This is a genomic window from Mucilaginibacter sp. CAU 1740, assembly GCF_039839285.1.
In the GTDB taxonomy this organism is placed as follows: Bacteria; Bacteroidota; Bacteroidia; order Sphingobacteriales; family Sphingobacteriaceae; genus Mucilaginibacter.
The window spans coordinates 312,068-328,939 of sequence record NZ_JBDOQS010000003.1 but is presented as its reverse complement, the minus strand read 5'-3'; the positions used below and the strand labels follow the sequence as shown (position 1 = coordinate 328,939).

The following is a 16,872-nucleotide window of genomic DNA, read 5'->3' as shown; positions in this document are numbered from 1 at the left end:
CAACGTAATCATCTCCGATCAACGGTTCAGACAACAATTCTGCTAATCCTCAAATTCTGTAAATTCTGATTCAGACGTAATGGATCCTTTTCAAACGCCGCTTGTTTATTTAAAAGGTGTAGGCCAGTCACGGGCCGAAGTTTTGAAGAAGGAGCTTGAACTGCATACCTTCGAGGATTTGCTGCGCCATTTCCCGTTCAGGTACATTGATCGTACCCGCTTTTATAAAGTGCGCGAAATACAGGAAGAACTGCCTTATGTGCAGGTATTGGCGCGAATTATAAGTAAAGAGATTATTGGCGAAAAGCAAAGCCGCCGCCTGGTGGCTAAAGCTAAGGATGATACCGGCATTATTGAGCTGGTATGGTTTAAGGGCATTAACTGGATCGAGAAAACCATCATTCCGGGTAAGGTTTATATACTATTTGGCAAGCCTGGCTATTTTAATATGATGCCCCAAATGGCGCACCCCGAGATGGAACTTTACGTTCCGGGCGCCCAGAAGCAGGGTAACCTTTCATTGCAGCCTGTTTATAACTCTACCGAGAAGCTTAAGCAGTATCAGCTGGATAGCAAGGGGATTCAAAAAGTTACCGCTACTTTGCTTGGTTTACACGCTAAAGATATCCGCGAAAACCTGCCCTTATATATTATTAACCAATTTAAACTGCTTAACCGGACCGATGCTTATCGCAACATCCACTTCCCGGCCGATGCCACGTTGCTTAATGAGGCTTTATACCGGTTAAAGTTTGAAGAGCTATTTTTGCTTCAGCTTAAATTGCTTAAAAACAAACTGCTGCATACCCAAAAGTTTAAGGGTAATGTATTTGATAAAGTGGGTAATTACTTTAATGAGTTTTACCATAATAAGCTACCTTTCACGTTAACCGATCCGCAAAAACGGGTGTTGAAGGAGATAAGGCAGGATACCCAGCGGGGTGTACAAATGAACCGTTTGTTGCAGGGAGACGTGGGCAGCGGTAAAACAGTTGTGGCGCTGATGAGTATGCTGATCGCTATTGATAACGGCTTTCAAGCCTGTATTATGGCACCTACCGAAATTTTGGCAGCCCAGCATTATCAAACCATCAATAGTTTGGTGGGAGATGATTTCATAGAGGTTGACCTGCTCACCGGATCAACCACTGCTAAAGCCCGTCGCGTACTTCATCAAAAGTTGGAGGATGGCGACCTTAAAATATTGGTAGGCACCCATGCACTTATTGAAGATAAAGTGCAGTTTAAAAACCTTGGCTTTGTAGTGATTGACGAGCAGCACCGTTTTGGTGTTGAACAGCGGGCCAAACTTTGGCGTAAAAATATTATTCCACCACATATATTGGTGATGACGGCTACGCCTATCCCGCGTACATTGGCTATGACCCTATATGGCGATCTTGACGTATCGGTAATTGATCAGCTACCTGCAGGGCGTAAACCTATCAAAACTGTTCATTTTTTTGAAAATCAGCGTCTACGGATGTTTGGTTTTATGAAGCAGGAGATAGCGCTGGGCAGGCAGGTTTACGTGGTATATCCGCTGATACAGGAAAGCGAAAAACTCGACCTTAAAAACTTACAGGACGGTATTGAAGCCATGTCACGTGAGTTTCCGCTGCCTGATTTCCGTTTGAGCATTGTGCATGGCAAAATGAAACCTGCCGAAAAGGAATTCGAGATGCAGCGCTTTATCAAGGGCGAAACTCAGATAATGGTTGCCACCACCGTTATTGAGGTAGGGGTGAATGTGCCTAATGCCTCGGTAATGATCATTGAAAATGCCGAGCGTTTTGGCCTGTCGCAATTGCACCAGTTACGGGGCAGGGTAGGGCGTGGGGCCGAGCAATCGTATTGTATTTTGATGAGCAGCCACAAGCTGAGCCACGATGGGAAGATCAGACTGGAAACCATGGTAAAAACCAACAACGGCTTTGAGATATCGGAGATCGACCTGCAATTACGCGGCCCGGGTAATATTGAAGGTACCCAGCAAAGTGGTGTGGTTGATTTGAAACTCGCTAACCTTGCTACCGACCAGGAATTGCTTTTCAAAGCCCGTAAATGTGTTGAAGCTATATTTGAAAAGGATTCGCAGCTGGCGCTCCCCGAAAACCAGATATTGCACCTTGCTTTTGAAACGAAGAGCGCGGGGTTGAGCTGGGATAAGATATCGTAGGCGATTCATTTACCAACACGTCATTGCGGGGCACGAAGCAATCGTAGATTAGCAGATCGACCATGCAAATCCGCCCTGTATAGTTTGGGATTGCTTCGTGCCTCGCAATGACGTTATTTATAATGTATTTTCCCTCTCAAATACTATATTTGGTAAACTGATCTTGTTATCCACATGAAAAAATTTACCCTCTTATTTTCTGCGGCGTTACTGTGCACGCAAGTTAAAGCACAGGATTCATTAGCGATCCGAAAAATATACGATGAAGCCCTGGTTAACGGCCAGTGTTATGAAAACCTGCGTTACCTGTGTAAAAATATTGGTCAGCGGATAAGCGGATCGGAAGGTGCGCAAAAATCTGTTGATTGGAGCAAAAAGCTAATGGAGGGCTATGGCTTTGATAAGGTTTACCTGCAGGAAGTAATGGTGCCACATTGGGTACGCGGTGCAAAGGAAGAGGCCGCCATTATTGATGGTAAAACCCGTATCCCGGTGCCAATTGTTGCCTTGGGTATGAGCATCGCCACACCCAAGGCCGGCATCACTGCCAATGTTATCGAAGTTAAAAGTATTAAAGAACTGGAAGGCCTTGGCGAAAGTGTTGTAAAAGGTAAAATAGTTTTTTTTAACCGAGCTTTCGATCCGCGTTTTATTGAAACCGGTATGGCTTATGGTACAGCCGGCGATCAACGTTTTATGGGGCCTGCCGTTGCTGCCAAATTAGGTGCAGCAGGAGTGATAGTACGTTCACTTACCGAAATTATTGATGATTATCCGCATACCGGCGCTACTCTGGCTGCTCCTGGCAGCAAAATGATCCCGGCGGCAGCTATCTCAACCAAAGCTGCCAATAAATTAAGCGCCATGTTAAAAATGCGCAAATTCCCGGCTGCTAAGTTTTACTTTAAGCAAAACTGCCAGTTACTGCCCGATGCAAAATCATATAATGTTATTGGCGAGTTGACTGGTACTGAAAACCCTAACAAGTTCATCACCGTTGGTGGGCACCTCGATTCGTGGGATTTGGCTGAAGGCGCGCATGATGATGGTACGGGCGTAATGCAATCGGCCGAGGTGTTGCGGATTTTTAAAGCGGTAGGTTATAAGCCTAAAAACTCGGTACGCGCAGTGTTTTTTATGAACGAGGAAAACGGCCATAAAGGCGGTTTAAAATATGCCGAACTGGCTGCTCAAAATAAAGAGCAACACATTGCCGCCATTGAAACAGACGAAGGTGGTTTTACTCCACGAGGTTTCAGCTTTGCCGATGTATCAAACGAGTTCATCAAAAGCATCAACGAAAAATATAAAGCCATTTTAGAGCCTTATGAAGTTGATAAGCTAACCAAAGGCGGTGCTGGCACTGATATTGAACCGATGAAGGAAACTTTACCTGGTGTTGTTTTAATAGGGTTCCGCCCCGATTCGCAACGTTATTTCGATTTGCACCATACCGCTAAAGATGTTTTTGAAAACGTAAACAAACGCGAGCTTGAATTAGGCGCGGCAGGTATGGCGGCGTTTATTTATCTGATCGATCAGCACGGGTTGTAATCCGTCTATCTACAAATCGTCATTGCGAGGTACGAAGCAATCCCCAATTAGCAGGTCCGCTCTGCATAGTTCGCGATTGCTTTCCCGAAACAAATTCGGGACAGGCTGTGTCTCGCAATGACGTTATAAGGAAATCAGTCTTCATCTCAAGGTCATCCTTTAATCCCACCAATCAAGGTTCAAAAAAATACCTACCTTTGCGGCACATCTCAAAAATTACCCACAGTGACCGAAGAAGGCGATAGTACCCCTCAAAAAGTAGACTCGTTTGCAGCATTGCGCTATAAAGATTTCAGATCGTACGTAGGCATGCGTTTTTGTTTCACCTTTGCATATTCCATGCAGGCCGTAGTGCTCGGCTTTTACATTTACAGCATTACCCACAGTAAAATAGCGCTCGGTTATATTGGTTTGTGCGAGGCTATTCCGGCTATCACTATTGCTTTGTATGGCGGTTATATTGCCGATAAATCTGAAAAGCGGAAGATGCTTTTGCTTATTTTTAGTGGCGTGTTACTTACATCATTAGTGATGTTTACTGTTACGCTTAAAAGTATGAGCGGCATTATACATGCCGGCTGGATAGTGCCTATTATGTACACCATGATATTTTGCAATGGTATAGCGCGTGCTTTTTACGGACCTGCCACTTTTACCATTTATGCCAATAGTATTCCTAAAGAATTGTATCCTAACGGGAGCACCTGGAGCAGCAGCAGCTGGCAGGTAGCCTCTATCTTAGGCCCGGCGGCGGGAGGTTTGCTTTACGGCTATGCCGATAAGGTTATCCCCGGTTTAACGGGTATAACAGCCGTGTTTGGCTGTATCCTGTTTTTGCTGGTAGTATCGTTGGTGTTAGTTTTCATGCTCCGTAAATATCCCGCGCAATATATTCCTAAAGAAAGTATCTGGAAAAGTCTTTCGGAAGGGATCAGCTTTGTGTTTGGTAACAAGATGATGATAGGGGCGATGAGCCTTGATCTGTTCTCGGTGTTTTTTGGCGGTGCGGTTGCTTTGCTTCCAGTTTTTGCCAACGAGATTTTAAAAGTAGGAGCCGAAGGTTTGGGTATTATGAGGGCCATGTCGTCATTAGGCGCTGTGTTAACCATGCTTGTCATGACACGTTTTTCACCAATGGGTAAGCCATGGCGTAATCTGCTTATCGCGGTAACAGGCTTTGGCTTGTCGATACTTTGCTTCGGTTTATCAACCAACTTCTACCTGTCGCTGGTGTTTATTTTTACCGAAGGCGCTTTTGATAGCATCAGTGTGATCATCCGTGGTACCCTGATGCAGTTGTTAACACCAGATCATATGCGAGGCCGTGTATCGGCAGTTAACCAGATGTTTATCGGTTCATCTAACGAGATCGGTGCTTTTGAATCGGGTACTGCCGCACAATTGCTGGGCACTGTGCCATCGGTTATTTTTGGTGGAAGTATGACGATGTTGATTGTTGGCATTACTTATCTTAAAACTAAAAAACTGATCCCGTTGTCTTTGCAGCAAATTCATGCGCCGGGTGAAGAGGGGATAAAAGAGGCGTAGATATGTTTTGTCATCCTGAGGAACGAAGGATCTTCTTCAATAAGCAATGCCGCTAAACAGGGCGAAGAAGATGCTTCGTGCCTCAGCATGACAAGTTGTAGAGTCCAGACTTACGAAGTTTTTAAAACTTCGTAAGTCTTAACCAGCCTGTTAATCATCATGAAGTTTTCATGTAGCCAACATTATTTTTAATCTATCCCCTTGTTTTGCTGCGTTATAAATTCACATCTTTACGTTGCCTAAAAACGGCACAATCAAACCAATAAAATACTTTAAACAAAACTCACCCTTACAAACAATGAAAAAGGTAATATTAGTAACAGGAGCATCTTCTGGTATCGGCTTAGCCTGCGCCAACGCCCTGAACGCCGCCGGACACACGGTTTATGGCTCATCGCGCGATCTGAGCCGCATGACATCAGTTGCATTTAAACCTGTTCAGCTTGATGTTACTGATGATGCATCGGTAAAAGCGGCCATCGATACCATTGTTAAAGCCGAAGGTAAAATTGATGTGCTGGTAAACAATGCCGGTAACGGTGTAACTGGTCCGGCTTATGCCATGCCTGTTGAGAGTGCCAAGCAACAGTTTGAAGTTAACTTTTTCGGTGTGATCCGTGTTAGCTCGGCAGTATTGCCCGGCATGATCGAAAAAGGTCAGGGCCTTATCGTAAACATTAGCTCGTTGGCTGGTTTATTCGGTTTGCCATACCAGGGCATGTACAGCGCCTCCAAATATGCTATTGAGGGCTACTCGCAAAGTTTAAGGATGGAACTACGCAACACCGGCGTAAAAGTAACCCTGCTTAACCCAGGCGACTTTAAATCAGACTTTAGCCAAAACCGCGCTAAAGTTAAATTCCCGATCAAAAACGATAAACTGGAAACCGAATACAACGCCGCCGTTGCCGCTATGGAAAAAGACGAAAGCATCGCCCCAAGCCCGGAATCGTTAGCTAAAAAGCTGGTTTCGATAGTAGGTTCGTCAAGCCCTAAACACCGTTATTTGGTTGGGCAGGTTGGGCAGACTATTGTGCCTACGCTGAAAGCTATTTTGCCGGGTGGCTTGTTTGAGAAGTTGATGAATGATCATTACGGGATAAAATAAGATTTTGCTTATGATAGAGAATAAATGCTAATATTTTTAGTTATTCATTGCTATTATCAAAATAAAAAATAGTATATTTACGTTAATCGGCTTTAAACACTTCATGATATGGCGTATCCTGCTATCGTAATAGCAAATGAGATAATAAAGTTGGCCCAAGCTGAAGAAATTCCAGTAACGCCAATGAAGCTTCAAAAAATTCTTTATTTAGCTAATGGTATTGCTTATAAACGCAATAATAATAAGCTTATTAACGAGAGATTTGAAGCGTGGGATTACGGCCCTGTTGTAAGAAATGTATATGCTATATATCGAGACTTTAAAGGAGAGTGTATTAATGAACCAATAGATGAATTAGTCCATACAACAGGATTCAATTTTGCTCTGGCATCTTCTTTCAAAGTTGAGGACAACGATTTAGAAGTCGTTAAAGAAGCTTGGGACAATTCAAAAAACTTGGACGCATTTACTTTGTCGGCTTGGTCTCATAATAAAAATTCTCCATGGGATAAAGCCTATAATGCTGATCCCCGGCAGGTATATATATCTGAAGAAGAAATAAAGGAATATTTCTTAAATTTCATTAAAGAATAAATGAGCATTCAAGATACTATTTCTAATGATGCTGATAAGTCTTCCCAGGATGTAAAGAATAGAGCTAAGGAGGAAGAATTGCATGAAAGAGTAAGAGCCGCAAAGATTAAAAACGACAGTGATGAACAAGATAGGATTGAGAGAAAGACTTATGCTTATACTATTACCACAATCGTTTCTGTTTGGTTGGTTTTTGTTGCTCTCGTTTTTATAGCCAGTGGAAACGGTAATCTTCATTATTCGGAAAAAGTAATTATTACTTTATTAAGTACCACTACGGCCAATGTAATTGGACTTTTTGCAATCGTTGCTAATTATTTATTTAAGAATAAATCGGATAAAAAAGTCGATAAATCGAAGTAAGTTGTCTGTTAAATTAGAAATATAACATCAACAAAAAATGCCACTTAATAAGTGGCATTTTTTGTTGATCTCAAAGAGACCTTAACGTTTTTTACGCCGTCAACTTTTTATACTTGATCCTCTTCGGCCCAATATCACCTAAACGTTTTTTCCTGTTCTCTTCGTAATCCGAATAGTTTCCTTCAAAAAAGTAAACCTGCGAATTGCCTTCAAAGGCCAGGATGTGGGTGCAGATGCGGTCGAGGAACCAGCGGTCGTGGCTGATCACTACGGCGCAGCCGCCAAAGTTTTCTAAGGCTTCTTCCAGGGCACGTAAAGTGTTTACGTCGATATCGTTGGTTGGCTCATCCAGGAGCAATACGTTCGATCCTTTTTTAAGGGTGATGGATAGGTGTACACGGTTACGCTCACCGCCCGATAGTACACCCACTTTTTTCTGCTGATCGGCACCGTTAAAGTTAAAACGCGATACGTAAGCACGCGAGTTAAGCGGACGGTTACCTACCATAATGGTTTCTAAACCGCCGGTCACGTTTTCCCAAACAGATTTGTTAGGATCGAGGTCATCGTGCATTTGATCTACATAACCCAAGGCTACAGTTTCACCAACGCGGAAAGTTCCGGCATCGGGTTGATCCTGACCGGTAATTAAACGGAATAGGGTGGTTTTACCCGCGCCGTTAGGGCCGATAATACCTACTATACCTGCCGGAGGTAATGAGAAACTCAGGTTATCAAACAGCAATTTATCACCGTATGATTTACTTACGTTGTTGGCTTCGATCACCACATTACCCAAACGCGGGCCCGGCGGGATAAACAATTCCAGCTTTTCTTCGCGTTCTTTGGTTTCTTCGGATGCCAATTTTTCATAGTTGCCTAAGCGGGCTTTTGATTTAGCGTGGCGGCCTTTCGGACCCATGCGTACCCATTCCAACTCACGCTCCAGGGTTTTCTGGCGTTTGCTTTCGCTCTTTTCTTCTTGGGCTAAGCGTTTGGCTTTCTGATCTAACCATGATGAATAGTTGCCTTTCCATGGGATGCCTTCTCCACGGTCAAGTTCCAGGATCCAGCCTGCAACATTGTCAAGGAAATACCTGTCGTGCGTTACTGCTATTACGGTACCTTTATATTGTTGTAAATGTTGCTCCAGCCAATCGATAGATTCAGCATCCAAGTGGTTGGTTGGCTCATCCAGTAACAATACATCCGGTTCTTTTAACAACAAACGGCACAAAGCTACCCTGCGGCGCTCACCACCCGATAGTACCGATATTTTTGTATCCGGTTCGGGGCAGCGCAGGGCATCCATGGCGCGTTCCAGTTTGCTATCCAGCTCCCATGCATTTACGGCGTCAATTTTATCCTGTAGTTCGCCCTGGCGGTTCATCAGTTTGTCCATGGCGTCGGCATCCTCGTAATATTCAGGAAGACCGAATTTCTCGTTGATCTCTTCGTACTCTTTTAATAAGGCGGTTGTTTCGGCAACGCCTTCTTCAACTATTTCGCGAACTGTTTTCTCTGGATCCAATTCCGGCTCCTGGCTCAGGTAACCTACGGTATAGCCCGGCGAAAAGACAACCTCGCCTATATTGGTTTTATCGATACCTGCAATGATCTTTAACAGCGATGATTTACCGGAACCGTTTAAGCCGATAACACCAATTTTAGCGCCGTAAAAAAACGAGAGGTAGATGTTTTTTAATACTGTTTTTTGCGGGGGATAAATCTTACTAACCCCGGCCATTGAAAAAATTATCTTTTCGTCTGCCATTATAATTGATCAATAAATAGAAATTCAAATATGGTTAAAATTGGTGGATAACCCGAAAAGCTCGCGCATATAATATTTAAACCGTCCACCTTATTAAATTCAAAAACAATTCAGTCCACTTAATTAACACTTCAAATGGCAGTTTTGCCACTTTACCCAGAAAAACCCAAATAGAGGCTATCCCGCCAAATAGTTTTGCGCCATTAAAGTTTATAAATAACATACAAAAATGAAAAACACAAGCGCGACAACATTGGTTGATTTAGGGTTTAAAGCAGTTGCTGATCACAAGGAAAGAGGTTTCAGAATAAACAGAAGAGGATTTAAAACGCTGCTGGCGGTTTTGTTTTGGTTAGTATCTACGCTTCACGTTTCGGCACAAAAAGCAACGGTATTAGAGGCGTTTTCCAGGCACGGTATTGATGTTAATATTCTCGATCCTAATTGCATTCAACAACCCGACGACTTTGCGTATAACCTACGCCAGGCAACGATAGCCGGAGGCAAAGAAACAGTTATCGACGCCAAATTTGATCCGTCGGGTGCTAAAGACGAGCAATGGACGGTTATTTCCGTAAATGGAAAATCTCCCTCTAAATCAGATATTAACTCGTTCCGAAAAAGCCAGGCTAAACCCGCCGAATCATCACAGGCCGATGACGCCAGCTACAGGATCGAAAAAGAATCGGCAGATTACCTGGTAGTAAGCTATAAACCAAACGCGGCCTCAATCCCGAAGGATGCCCCCTTTATGAAAGATTGCCGATCATACATGACCATCAACCTGAAAAATAAAAGCCTTGAGCAGGTTCAGGTACTTAACGAAAAGCCGGTAAAAATTAAAATGCTGAATGCCGATAAGTTTGAGGTTGTAACTAAGTATAACCGGAATGAACAGGCTAAGCGTTACTTCGCCTCCAACCAAAACCTTGTTATCCAGGCCAGGTTTCTGGGGCAGGCGGTTAATGTACAAACCACTACAGAATATTCGGGTTATTCCAAAAAATAGCAGATGGTTTTGGTTTATTGGCCGGTTTAAAATTGATATTTCCAGTATTTGGGGTTCCTGAATTTGTTCAGGAACCCTTTTTATTTAGCCCATATTAACTCTTTTAGTAATCTAACCAGTTCTTAAACAGTGGGGCTTTTGTTCTGCTTACTATAATATCTGTGTCGGTAGTGTTTTTTACGTTGAGTTTTAATTTGCCATTAAAAAAGTTGTGAACCTTCTCAATCGAATTGGCATGTAATATATACTGACGGTTTACCCTGAAAAAATTTCGGGGTTCCAGTTCCTGTTCCAATGTTTCCAACGTTTGTGGCACTATGATTTGTTCGCCGTTAAACAGGTTAGCATAGGTTATGTTTAAATGCGAATTGAAAAAGGCAATGTCTTCAACGTTTATTTTTCTGTATCCATCGCGATAGGGTAAAAAAAAACGCGTGCGATAAGTTTTTGGCTGTATTTGCCTTACCAGCTCTTCAATTAAATGGGCTTGTTGATATGATTTGTTTACGGAGTTTTCAAATTTGGAGAGAGCCGACTCCAATTCGTGTTTTTCAACGGGTTTAAGCAGGTAATCGATGCTGTTGTATTTAAAAGCCTGTACCGCGTATTCATCATAAGCCGTTGTGAAAATTACGGGGCACTGTATGTCGGCCTGGTTAAAAATTTCAAAGCTTAACCCGTCGGCCAGCCTGATATCCATCATTATCAAATCCGGTGATTCGTTGTTGGCAAGCCAGTCTATGGTTTTTTTAACGCCGGTTAACACATCAAGTATTTTTATTGTCGGCCTTATCTCCAGCATTAGCCTTTGTAGTTTTTCGGCGTTAAGCTGTTCATCTTCCAGTATTAATATCTTATTGATGCCATTCATTTGATCAAGGGGACTTTGATGGTAAAAGTTGTATCAGTTTTTTCGATAATTGGTTTCGCATCGCCCAATAAAGCATAACGCGCTATAATGTTTTCTAAACCTATGCCGGTTGAAACCGGTTGAACCACCAGAGGCAATAACGTATTTGACGCTACCAGGGTGTCATCGTCGTTTAAATAGATATCGATGATCAAAGGGTTCTCTTTTTCGGTGCGGTTGTATTTTATGGCGTTTTCAATAAGCAATTGCAATGTAACAGGAGGCAGGCGCAGGTGCTGCTTTGATTTATCAATGTTGATGCGGAAAATACCGCCGCCACCCATGCGATTGCTGATCAAAAAAAGGTAAGCATCCAAAAATTTCAACTCTTCGTGCAAGGGTATCAATTCCTTTTTCGAATTGATTAGCAGGTACCGGTACACCCGCGCCAAATTTTCGGTATAATTATATGCTAATTGCTGATCTTTTAATATTAACTCGGATAGCACGCTTAAGTTATTAAAAACAAAATGCGGGTCCAGCTGCAGCTTTAGGGCCTGTAGCTCTGTTTCGGCTGCCAGCTGTTTGCTTTGGGCTGCCTTTATTTCAAGTTGGGCTGCTTTGGTAGCCGAGGCTTTCCAATTTGTCAGTAAAAAGTCGCCGGTATTTAACGCGCTTACAATTAATGCCCATAAAATAATCGAGATAATAGAATATAAGCCTGTGCGTAAATCCACTTTTGGAGCTGGTGTAATATTAGCTTGGGTTACTGAATAGATAACTGCAAGGCAAATTACCATGCACAAAACAGCTAATACCTGTAATGTAGTTTGGGTAAGTAGCCGCTTTATAGGATGAGAAACCCACGATACTTTTTTGTTTAAGGCACGATCAATAAACAGGCTAACCTCCAAAATCATCCAACAAAAAATAAGATTAACTAAAAGATCAATAGCTATTCTGAAAGCTGGGGCATGTATATAGGCTTTCCAGTATGAAAGTGGGAGTATAATGAACGAAGTAATATAGGTGCCCACAAAAGTGAATGCAATAAGCAAGCTTCTTTTAGCCTTGGCTGTTCCCATAAACTTATACATGTTTCCCCGGTGCTTTACTTTTTAGATGGCGGCAAATAAAAACCAAATATGGATAAAATAGACGGTATAGCGGATGGTGCCTTGAAGCCTAACTTGCAGATGGGGTTTGAACAAGGAGAGAAGTTTTTTACACAAATTATGTTTTTTGCTCTACACAATAATTTGAATTATACTAATGGTTTATTTTTCAGTGTTTCAAAATTTTTGTAATCCGACCATTCGTAAAAATTAGTTCGGAAAATCATCATCTATGTAACAGAAAAACGCAACTATTATAATGTTTAAAGGTTAGTAATTTTTTATCCGGAATTGAGTTATAATGTTAATTTACTTTAAACGGCCAATAAACAAAACCACACAACTATCCGGCATATTTAAACGTATATAAGTTATATGACGATTATTACAGGTGCCGTGCCTAATTGTCATGTTTATGACGAAATGCCTTAAACGGTGGAAATGTTATAAAATATCTGAAAATTGTTTAAACTTTTTTAGCAATTTTATATCAAACAGGTAAGTTTCGTTCGTATATTGTAAAAAAATAGGTTGTTAGCGTGCTTTTCAGACAAAAACTATTGATTGATGCCAAACTTTGATACATTGCGTATCATAACAATGTCTGTTTCTGCAAAGCTCAAAATGTTGGCAATATTGTTGATGACAGTTACACAGACGTTGAGTTTTTAAATCTAAATAATAACAAAGGCGTTCAATAATAAGAAAGGTATATATGGAAGCTAAATTTTCGCCGAGGGTAAAAGATGTTATTCAATATAGCAGGGAAGAGGCATTACGTCTTGGGCATGACTATATAGGTACTGAACATCTTTTGCTTGGGCTTATCCGCGATGGGGATGGTGTAGCAATTAAATTGCTGAAGGGATTGAACGTTGATACCGCAAAACTTCGCCGCGCCGTTGAGGATGCAGTAAAGGGAACTATTGGAACAAACGTACATATCGGCAGCATCCCGCTAACAAAACAGGCCGAGAAGGTATTGAAGATAACTTATCTGGAAGCCAAAATATTTAAAAGCGATGTGATTGGTACAGAGCACCTGCTACTGTCAATCCTTCGCGATGAAGACAACATTGCCTCACAGATCCTGGTACAGTTTAATGTAAACTACGAGGTATTTAAAGGCGAAGTTGAATCGCACAAAAACGATGTTACTGACGAAATGCCGGGCTCACCTACAGGTGGCGATGACGATTTTAAAGAAGAAGAATCATTCAGCCAGCCTAAAAAAGTATCCGACATTAAATCAAAAACACCGGTGCTTGATAATTTTGGCCGCGATTTAACCCGCGCCGCCGAAGATGGCAAGCTTGACCCGATTGTTGGTCGTGAAAAAGAGATCGAAAGGGTATCACAAATTTTATCGCGCCGTAAAAAGAACAACCCTATTTTAATAGGTGAGCCGGGTGTAGGTAAATCGGCTATTGCCGAGGGTCTTGCATTACGCATTGTTCAGCGCAAAGTATCACGTGTATTGTTCAATAAGCGTGTAGTTACACTTGATTTAGCCTCATTAGTGGCAGGTACAAAATACCGTGGCCAGTTTGAAGAGCGTATGAAAGCGGTAATGAACGAATTGGAAAAATCACCTGATGTAATTTTATTTATCGACGAGATCCATACTATTGTAGGTGCTGGTGGTGCTTCAGGTTCGCTTGATGCTTCGAACATGTTTAAACCGGCTTTGGCGAGGGGAGAGATACAATGCATTGGCGCTACTACTTTAGATGAGTACCGTCAGTACATCGAGAAAGATGGCGCTTTAGATCGTCGTTTCCAAAAAGTAATGGTTGAGCCGGCTACCCCGTCTGAAACCGTTGAGATCTTGAACCGCATTAAGGAGAAATATGAAGAGCACCATGGTGTTACTTACACTCCCGAAGCGATCAACGCTTGCGTTAACTTAACCACCCGTTATATTACCGACAGGTTTTTACCGGACAAAGCTATCGACGCGTTAGACGAAGCAGGTTCACGTGTTCACTTAACCAATATCCACGTGCCTCAAAACATTTTGGATATTGAGCAGAAGATAGAGCAGATCAAGATCGAGAAAAACAAGGTTGTCCGCAGTCAGAAATACGAAGAAGCAGCACAGCTTCGCGATACCGAGAAAAACCTTTTGGTTGAGCTTGACCAGGCTAAAGCAGTTTGGGAAGCCGAAACAAAATCAAAACGTTACACTGTAACTGAAGATAACGTTGCCGAAGTAGTATCAATGATGACCGGCATCCCTGTACAACGTGTAGGCCAGGCCGACAGCCAAAAACTGTTGCACATGAGCGATACTGTTGCCAGCAAGATCATTGGTCAGGATGATGCGATCAAAAAGCTAACCCGTGCTATTCAACGTACCCGTGCCGGTTTGAAAGATCCTAAAAAACCAATTGGTTCATTTATCTTTTTAGGCCCTACAGGTGTTGGTAAAACCGAGCTTGCTAAAGAGCTTGCCCGCTTTATGTTCGACACTGAAGATGCCCTGATCCAGATTGATATGAGCGAGTACATGGAGAAATTCGCGGTATCTCGTTTAGTAGGAGCGCCTCCGGGCTACGTGGGTTACGAAGAAGGCGGTCAGTTGACTGAAAAAGTTCGTCGTAAACCATATGCGGTAGTGTTATTGGATGAGATCGAGAAAGCTCACCCTGATGTGTTCAATATCCTGTTGCAGGTGTTGGATGAAGGTCAGCTGACTGATTCATTAGGTCGTAAAGTTGACTTCAGGAATACCATCATTATCATGACATCTAATATCGGTGCCCGCCAGTTGAAAGACTTTGGTCAGGGTGTAGGTTTCAGCACCAGTGCTAAAACATTACAGGCCGAAACCCATTCACGTGGCGTTATCGAGAACGCTTTGAAGCGTGCTTTCGCTCCGGAATTCCTGAACCGTATTGATGATGTGATCGTGTTTAACTCTTTAGGTAAAGACGAGATCTTCAAGATCATTGATATTGAACTGGCAGCTTTGTTTAGCCGTGTAAACGGTTTAGGCTTCAAAATTGAGCTTACCGAACCAGCTAAAGAGTTCATTGCCGAAAAAGGTTACGATTCGCAATTTGGCGCACGTCCGTTAAAACGAGCCATCCAGAAATACCTGGAAGACCCAATTGCCGAAGAGATCCTGAAAGGTGAACTGGTAGATGGTGATGTGATGGTTGTTGACTTCGATAAAGAAGCACAAGAGATCAAGATCACCGACCGCAAAGGCGAAAACAAAAAGCCTGAGCAGGAAGAGCAGAAATAATCAATATTGATTTATAGTATAAACGCCCCATTTCAATTTTTGGAATGGGGCGTTTTTGTTTCCTAAAGGATATTCTTCATCACGTCATTGCGAGGTACGAAGCAATCCCCAAGAGGCAGAGAGGCTATGCAAATCCGCCATGTACAGTCGGGGATTGCTTCGTACCTATCCATGATAAGTTAAAAAAAAAGTTGTCATCCTGAGCGATAGCGAAGGATCTTCTTCAACAAGCATGGCCGCTATACAGAGCGAAGAAGATGCTTCGTACCTCAGCATGACAAATAGGAAAATGTCATACTTCCTTCAGATGCCGCGGCTTTTGCTTACTCGGAATGACGTGTGGAGACTATTTGGTTAACTTCTACCTTTCTATTTTACAGGCTCATAATCCACCGGCAGCAGATCAGCTACCCGGCTTTCTCCCCAATCACCCTCGTATATTATCGAATGTGGATTTGCTACAATGCCATTGCTATCAAAAAAAGCGTGCGGTTCATCAAACGCTATAATGGTGGTGGCGTTATCTGGCATATCTATGGGCTTGAAAATTACGTTTGATGGATTCTGGCCTCTTTTGGTGTACATCACATAGAGGCAATCTGTACAACCAATGGCGTACAACCCTTCCTTGTCGGTAAACATGAAAAACTCCGGTCGCTGTAACGGTGTGTTTATTAAACTTTGCAGGTATTTATTGTTTGGTCCGCCACGATAGGCTGGATTTGGTTTGCGGATTAGTCGCCTTACTATAAAATTTTCACTATCCAGGGTACCTTTAATGGCCGAGCGGTAAAAATGCATAGGCGAACCGAGGTAGGCATATTGGCGTAGCCTGTTCCATTTGCGTTTTTGCCTGTAGGAGCCATTCATCTCTTCGAAGGTGGAGATGCCTTCGTAATAAAGCAGTTGAATGCTGCTGGTATAGTTAAAGTTGGTTAGTTTATATTTTATACGGTAGCCGAGCGCTTTGTTTTCTATCTCCATAAAATCGTGCGAGGTTGCTTTTAAAACATGGGTGTTTTCGTCGTAATCAAAATCCAGCACATCCGAGTTTAGTATTTTGCAGTCGTTAGCATTGGCAGAAGTTCCTAAAAACTGCCTCCTGAAAATAGTATAGTAGCGCTCGCGGTTAGGGTCGGGCCTGATCTTAACTTCGTTTAGCTGGAATGTTTTGGGAATGATGGTGATAGTACCCAGATCAACATTGCTGGCGTTTACCTGCAAACTATAGGTATAGGTTTCGTATCCTACTACCGAGATAATAAAATCGTATTTACCTGGCTTTACATTACTTAGGGTAAATGTACCATCATCGGCAGTTTTATTGCCTACCTGGGCATTGTTTAAAAATACGCTGGCGTTGGGTACGGGTTTAGTATCCGTCATATTGATAACCTTGCCGGTTATTTTAAGTTGGGCAAAGCCAATACCGGGCAATAACAGCAGCAATAAAAGAAGATATTTACGCATAATGATAAATTTAAACTAAATAATTAGTTAATCAAAATGCAAGTAAAATATCTTCGGG

13 protein-coding genes are annotated in these 16,872 nt (G+C 42.4%); 9 read left to right on the top strand and 4 right to left on the bottom strand.

The window, feature by feature from the left end:
• The first annotated feature begins 79 nt into the window (after positions 1-79).
• The 6 genes from recG (at position 80) to AAFN85_RS08900 (ending at position 7,346) form a co-directional block, all read left to right on the top strand.
• Positions 80-2,179: an ATP-dependent DNA helicase RecG gene (gene recG / locus AAFN85_RS08925; RefSeq protein WP_347526806.1), complete on the top strand. Its 2,100-nt coding sequence runs from the start codon at positions 80-82 to the stop codon at positions 2,177-2,179.
• A 174-nt stretch (positions 2,180-2,353) separates the two neighbouring features.
• On the top strand, positions 2,354-3,733 hold the full coding sequence (locus AAFN85_RS08920) for a M20/M25/M40 family metallo-hydrolase (protein WP_347526805.1): 1,380 nt from the start codon (positions 2,354-2,356) through the stop codon (positions 3,731-3,733).
• Positions 3,734-3,958: 225 nt separating this feature from the next.
• Positions 3,959-5,281 carry an MFS transporter gene (locus AAFN85_RS08915; protein ID WP_347526804.1) on the top strand — a complete coding sequence of 441 codons (1,323 nt, stop codon included), beginning with the start codon at positions 3,959-3,961 and terminating at the stop codon, positions 5,279-5,281.
• 298 nt (positions 5,282-5,579) lie between these two features.
• On the top strand, positions 5,580-6,389 hold the full coding sequence (locus AAFN85_RS08910; protein WP_347526803.1) for an SDR family oxidoreductase: 810 nt from the start codon (positions 5,580-5,582) through the stop codon (positions 6,387-6,389).
• Positions 6,390-6,497: 108 nt separating this feature from the next.
• Positions 6,498-6,983, top strand: a complete 486-nt coding sequence (locus AAFN85_RS08905) for a type II toxin-antitoxin system antitoxin SocA domain-containing protein (RefSeq protein ID WP_347526802.1) — start codon at positions 6,498-6,500, stop codon at positions 6,981-6,983.
• Positions 6,984-7,346: a hypothetical protein gene (locus AAFN85_RS08900; protein ID WP_347526801.1), complete on the top strand. Its 363-nt coding sequence runs from the start codon at positions 6,984-6,986 to the stop codon at positions 7,344-7,346.
• A 91-nt stretch (positions 7,347-7,437) separates the two neighbouring features.
• Here AAFN85_RS08900 and ettA read toward each other — a convergent pair whose 3' ends face one another.
• Positions 7,438-9,120 (bottom strand): energy-dependent translational throttle protein EttA, encoded by a 1,683-nt coding sequence (gene ettA / locus AAFN85_RS08895; RefSeq protein WP_347526799.1) that lies wholly within the window; start codon positions 9,118-9,120, stop codon positions 7,438-7,440.
• Between the two features lie 229 nt (positions 9,121-9,349).
• Between ettA and AAFN85_RS08890 the strand changes: the two genes are divergently transcribed.
• Positions 9,350-10,129: a hypothetical protein gene (locus AAFN85_RS08890; protein WP_347526798.1), complete on the top strand. Its 780-nt coding sequence runs from the start codon at positions 9,350-9,352 to the stop codon at positions 10,127-10,129.
• Between the two features lie 103 nt (positions 10,130-10,232).
• Here the strand turns inward: AAFN85_RS08890 and AAFN85_RS08885 are convergent, their stop codons facing one another.
• Together AAFN85_RS08885 and AAFN85_RS08880 are read right to left on the bottom strand one after the other, a co-directional pair.
• Positions 10,233-11,000 carry a LytTR family DNA-binding domain-containing protein gene (locus AAFN85_RS08885; RefSeq protein WP_347526797.1) on the bottom strand — a complete coding sequence of 256 codons (768 nt, stop codon included), beginning with the start codon at positions 10,998-11,000 and terminating at the stop codon, positions 10,233-10,235.
• Positions 10,997-12,076, bottom strand: coding sequence for a histidine kinase (locus AAFN85_RS08880; protein WP_347526796.1), 1,080 nt, complete (start codon positions 12,074-12,076; stop codon positions 10,997-10,999). Before AAFN85_RS08880 ends, AAFN85_RS08885 begins: the two co-directional genes overlap by 4 nt.
• A 48-nt stretch (positions 12,077-12,124) precedes the next feature.
• On the opposite strand from AAFN85_RS08880, the gene AAFN85_RS08875 reads away from it, so the two are divergent.
• Together AAFN85_RS08875 and AAFN85_RS08870 are read left to right on the top strand one after the other, a co-directional pair.
• A complete protein-coding gene (locus AAFN85_RS08875; RefSeq protein WP_347526794.1) occupies positions 12,125-12,286 on the top strand; it encodes a hypothetical protein in 162 nt (53 codons plus the stop codon).
• A 523-nt stretch (positions 12,287-12,809) separates the two neighbouring features.
• Positions 12,810-15,344 carry an ATP-dependent Clp protease ATP-binding subunit gene (locus AAFN85_RS08870; protein ID WP_347526793.1) on the top strand — a complete coding sequence of 845 codons (2,535 nt, stop codon included), beginning with the start codon at positions 12,810-12,812 and terminating at the stop codon, positions 15,342-15,344.
• Between the two features lie 369 nt (positions 15,345-15,713).
• Here AAFN85_RS08870 and AAFN85_RS08865 read toward each other — a convergent pair whose 3' ends face one another.
• Positions 15,714-16,814 (bottom strand): carboxypeptidase-like regulatory domain-containing protein, encoded by a 1,101-nt coding sequence (locus tag AAFN85_RS08865; protein WP_347526792.1) that lies wholly within the window; start codon positions 16,812-16,814, stop codon positions 15,714-15,716.
• Between the last annotated feature and the right edge of the window lie 58 nt (positions 16,815-16,872).

What these genes read in the sequence shown, in the direction of transcription:
- recG (WP_347526806.1), top strand. Translation starts at nt 80, where the DNA reads ATGGATCCTTTTCAAACGCCGCTTGTTTATTTAAAAGGTGTAGGCCAG.
- AAFN85_RS08920 (WP_347526805.1), top strand. Translation starts at nt 2,354, where the DNA reads ATGAAAAAATTTACCCTCTTATTTTCTGCGGCGTTACTGTGCACGCAA.
- AAFN85_RS08910 (WP_347526803.1), top strand. Translation starts at nt 5,580, where the DNA reads ATGAAAAAGGTAATATTAGTAACAGGAGCATCTTCTGGTATCGGCTTA.
- AAFN85_RS08905 (WP_347526802.1), top strand. Translation starts at nt 6,498, where the DNA reads ATGGCGTATCCTGCTATCGTAATAGCAAATGAGATAATAAAGTTGGCC.
- AAFN85_RS08900 (WP_347526801.1), top strand. Translation starts at nt 6,984, where the DNA reads ATGAGCATTCAAGATACTATTTCTAATGATGCTGATAAGTCTTCCCAG.
- ettA (WP_347526799.1), bottom strand. Translation starts at nt 9,120, where the DNA reads ATGGCAGACGAAAAGATAATTTTTTCAATGGCCGGGGTTAGTAAGATT.
- AAFN85_RS08890 (WP_347526798.1), top strand. Translation starts at nt 9,350, where the DNA reads ATGAAAAACACAAGCGCGACAACATTGGTTGATTTAGGGTTTAAAGCA.
- AAFN85_RS08885 (WP_347526797.1), bottom strand. Translation starts at nt 11,000, where the DNA reads ATGAATGGCATCAATAAGATATTAATACTGGAAGATGAACAGCTTAAC.
- AAFN85_RS08880 (WP_347526796.1), bottom strand. Translation starts at nt 12,076, where the DNA reads ATGTATAAGTTTATGGGAACAGCCAAGGCTAAAAGAAGCTTGCTTATT.
- AAFN85_RS08875 (WP_347526794.1), top strand. Translation starts at nt 12,125, where the DNA reads ATGGATAAAATAGACGGTATAGCGGATGGTGCCTTGAAGCCTAACTTG.
- AAFN85_RS08870 (WP_347526793.1), top strand. Translation starts at nt 12,810, where the DNA reads ATGGAAGCTAAATTTTCGCCGAGGGTAAAAGATGTTATTCAATATAGC.
- AAFN85_RS08865 (WP_347526792.1), bottom strand. Translation starts at nt 16,814, where the DNA reads ATGCGTAAATATCTTCTTTTATTGCTGCTGTTATTGCCCGGTATTGGC.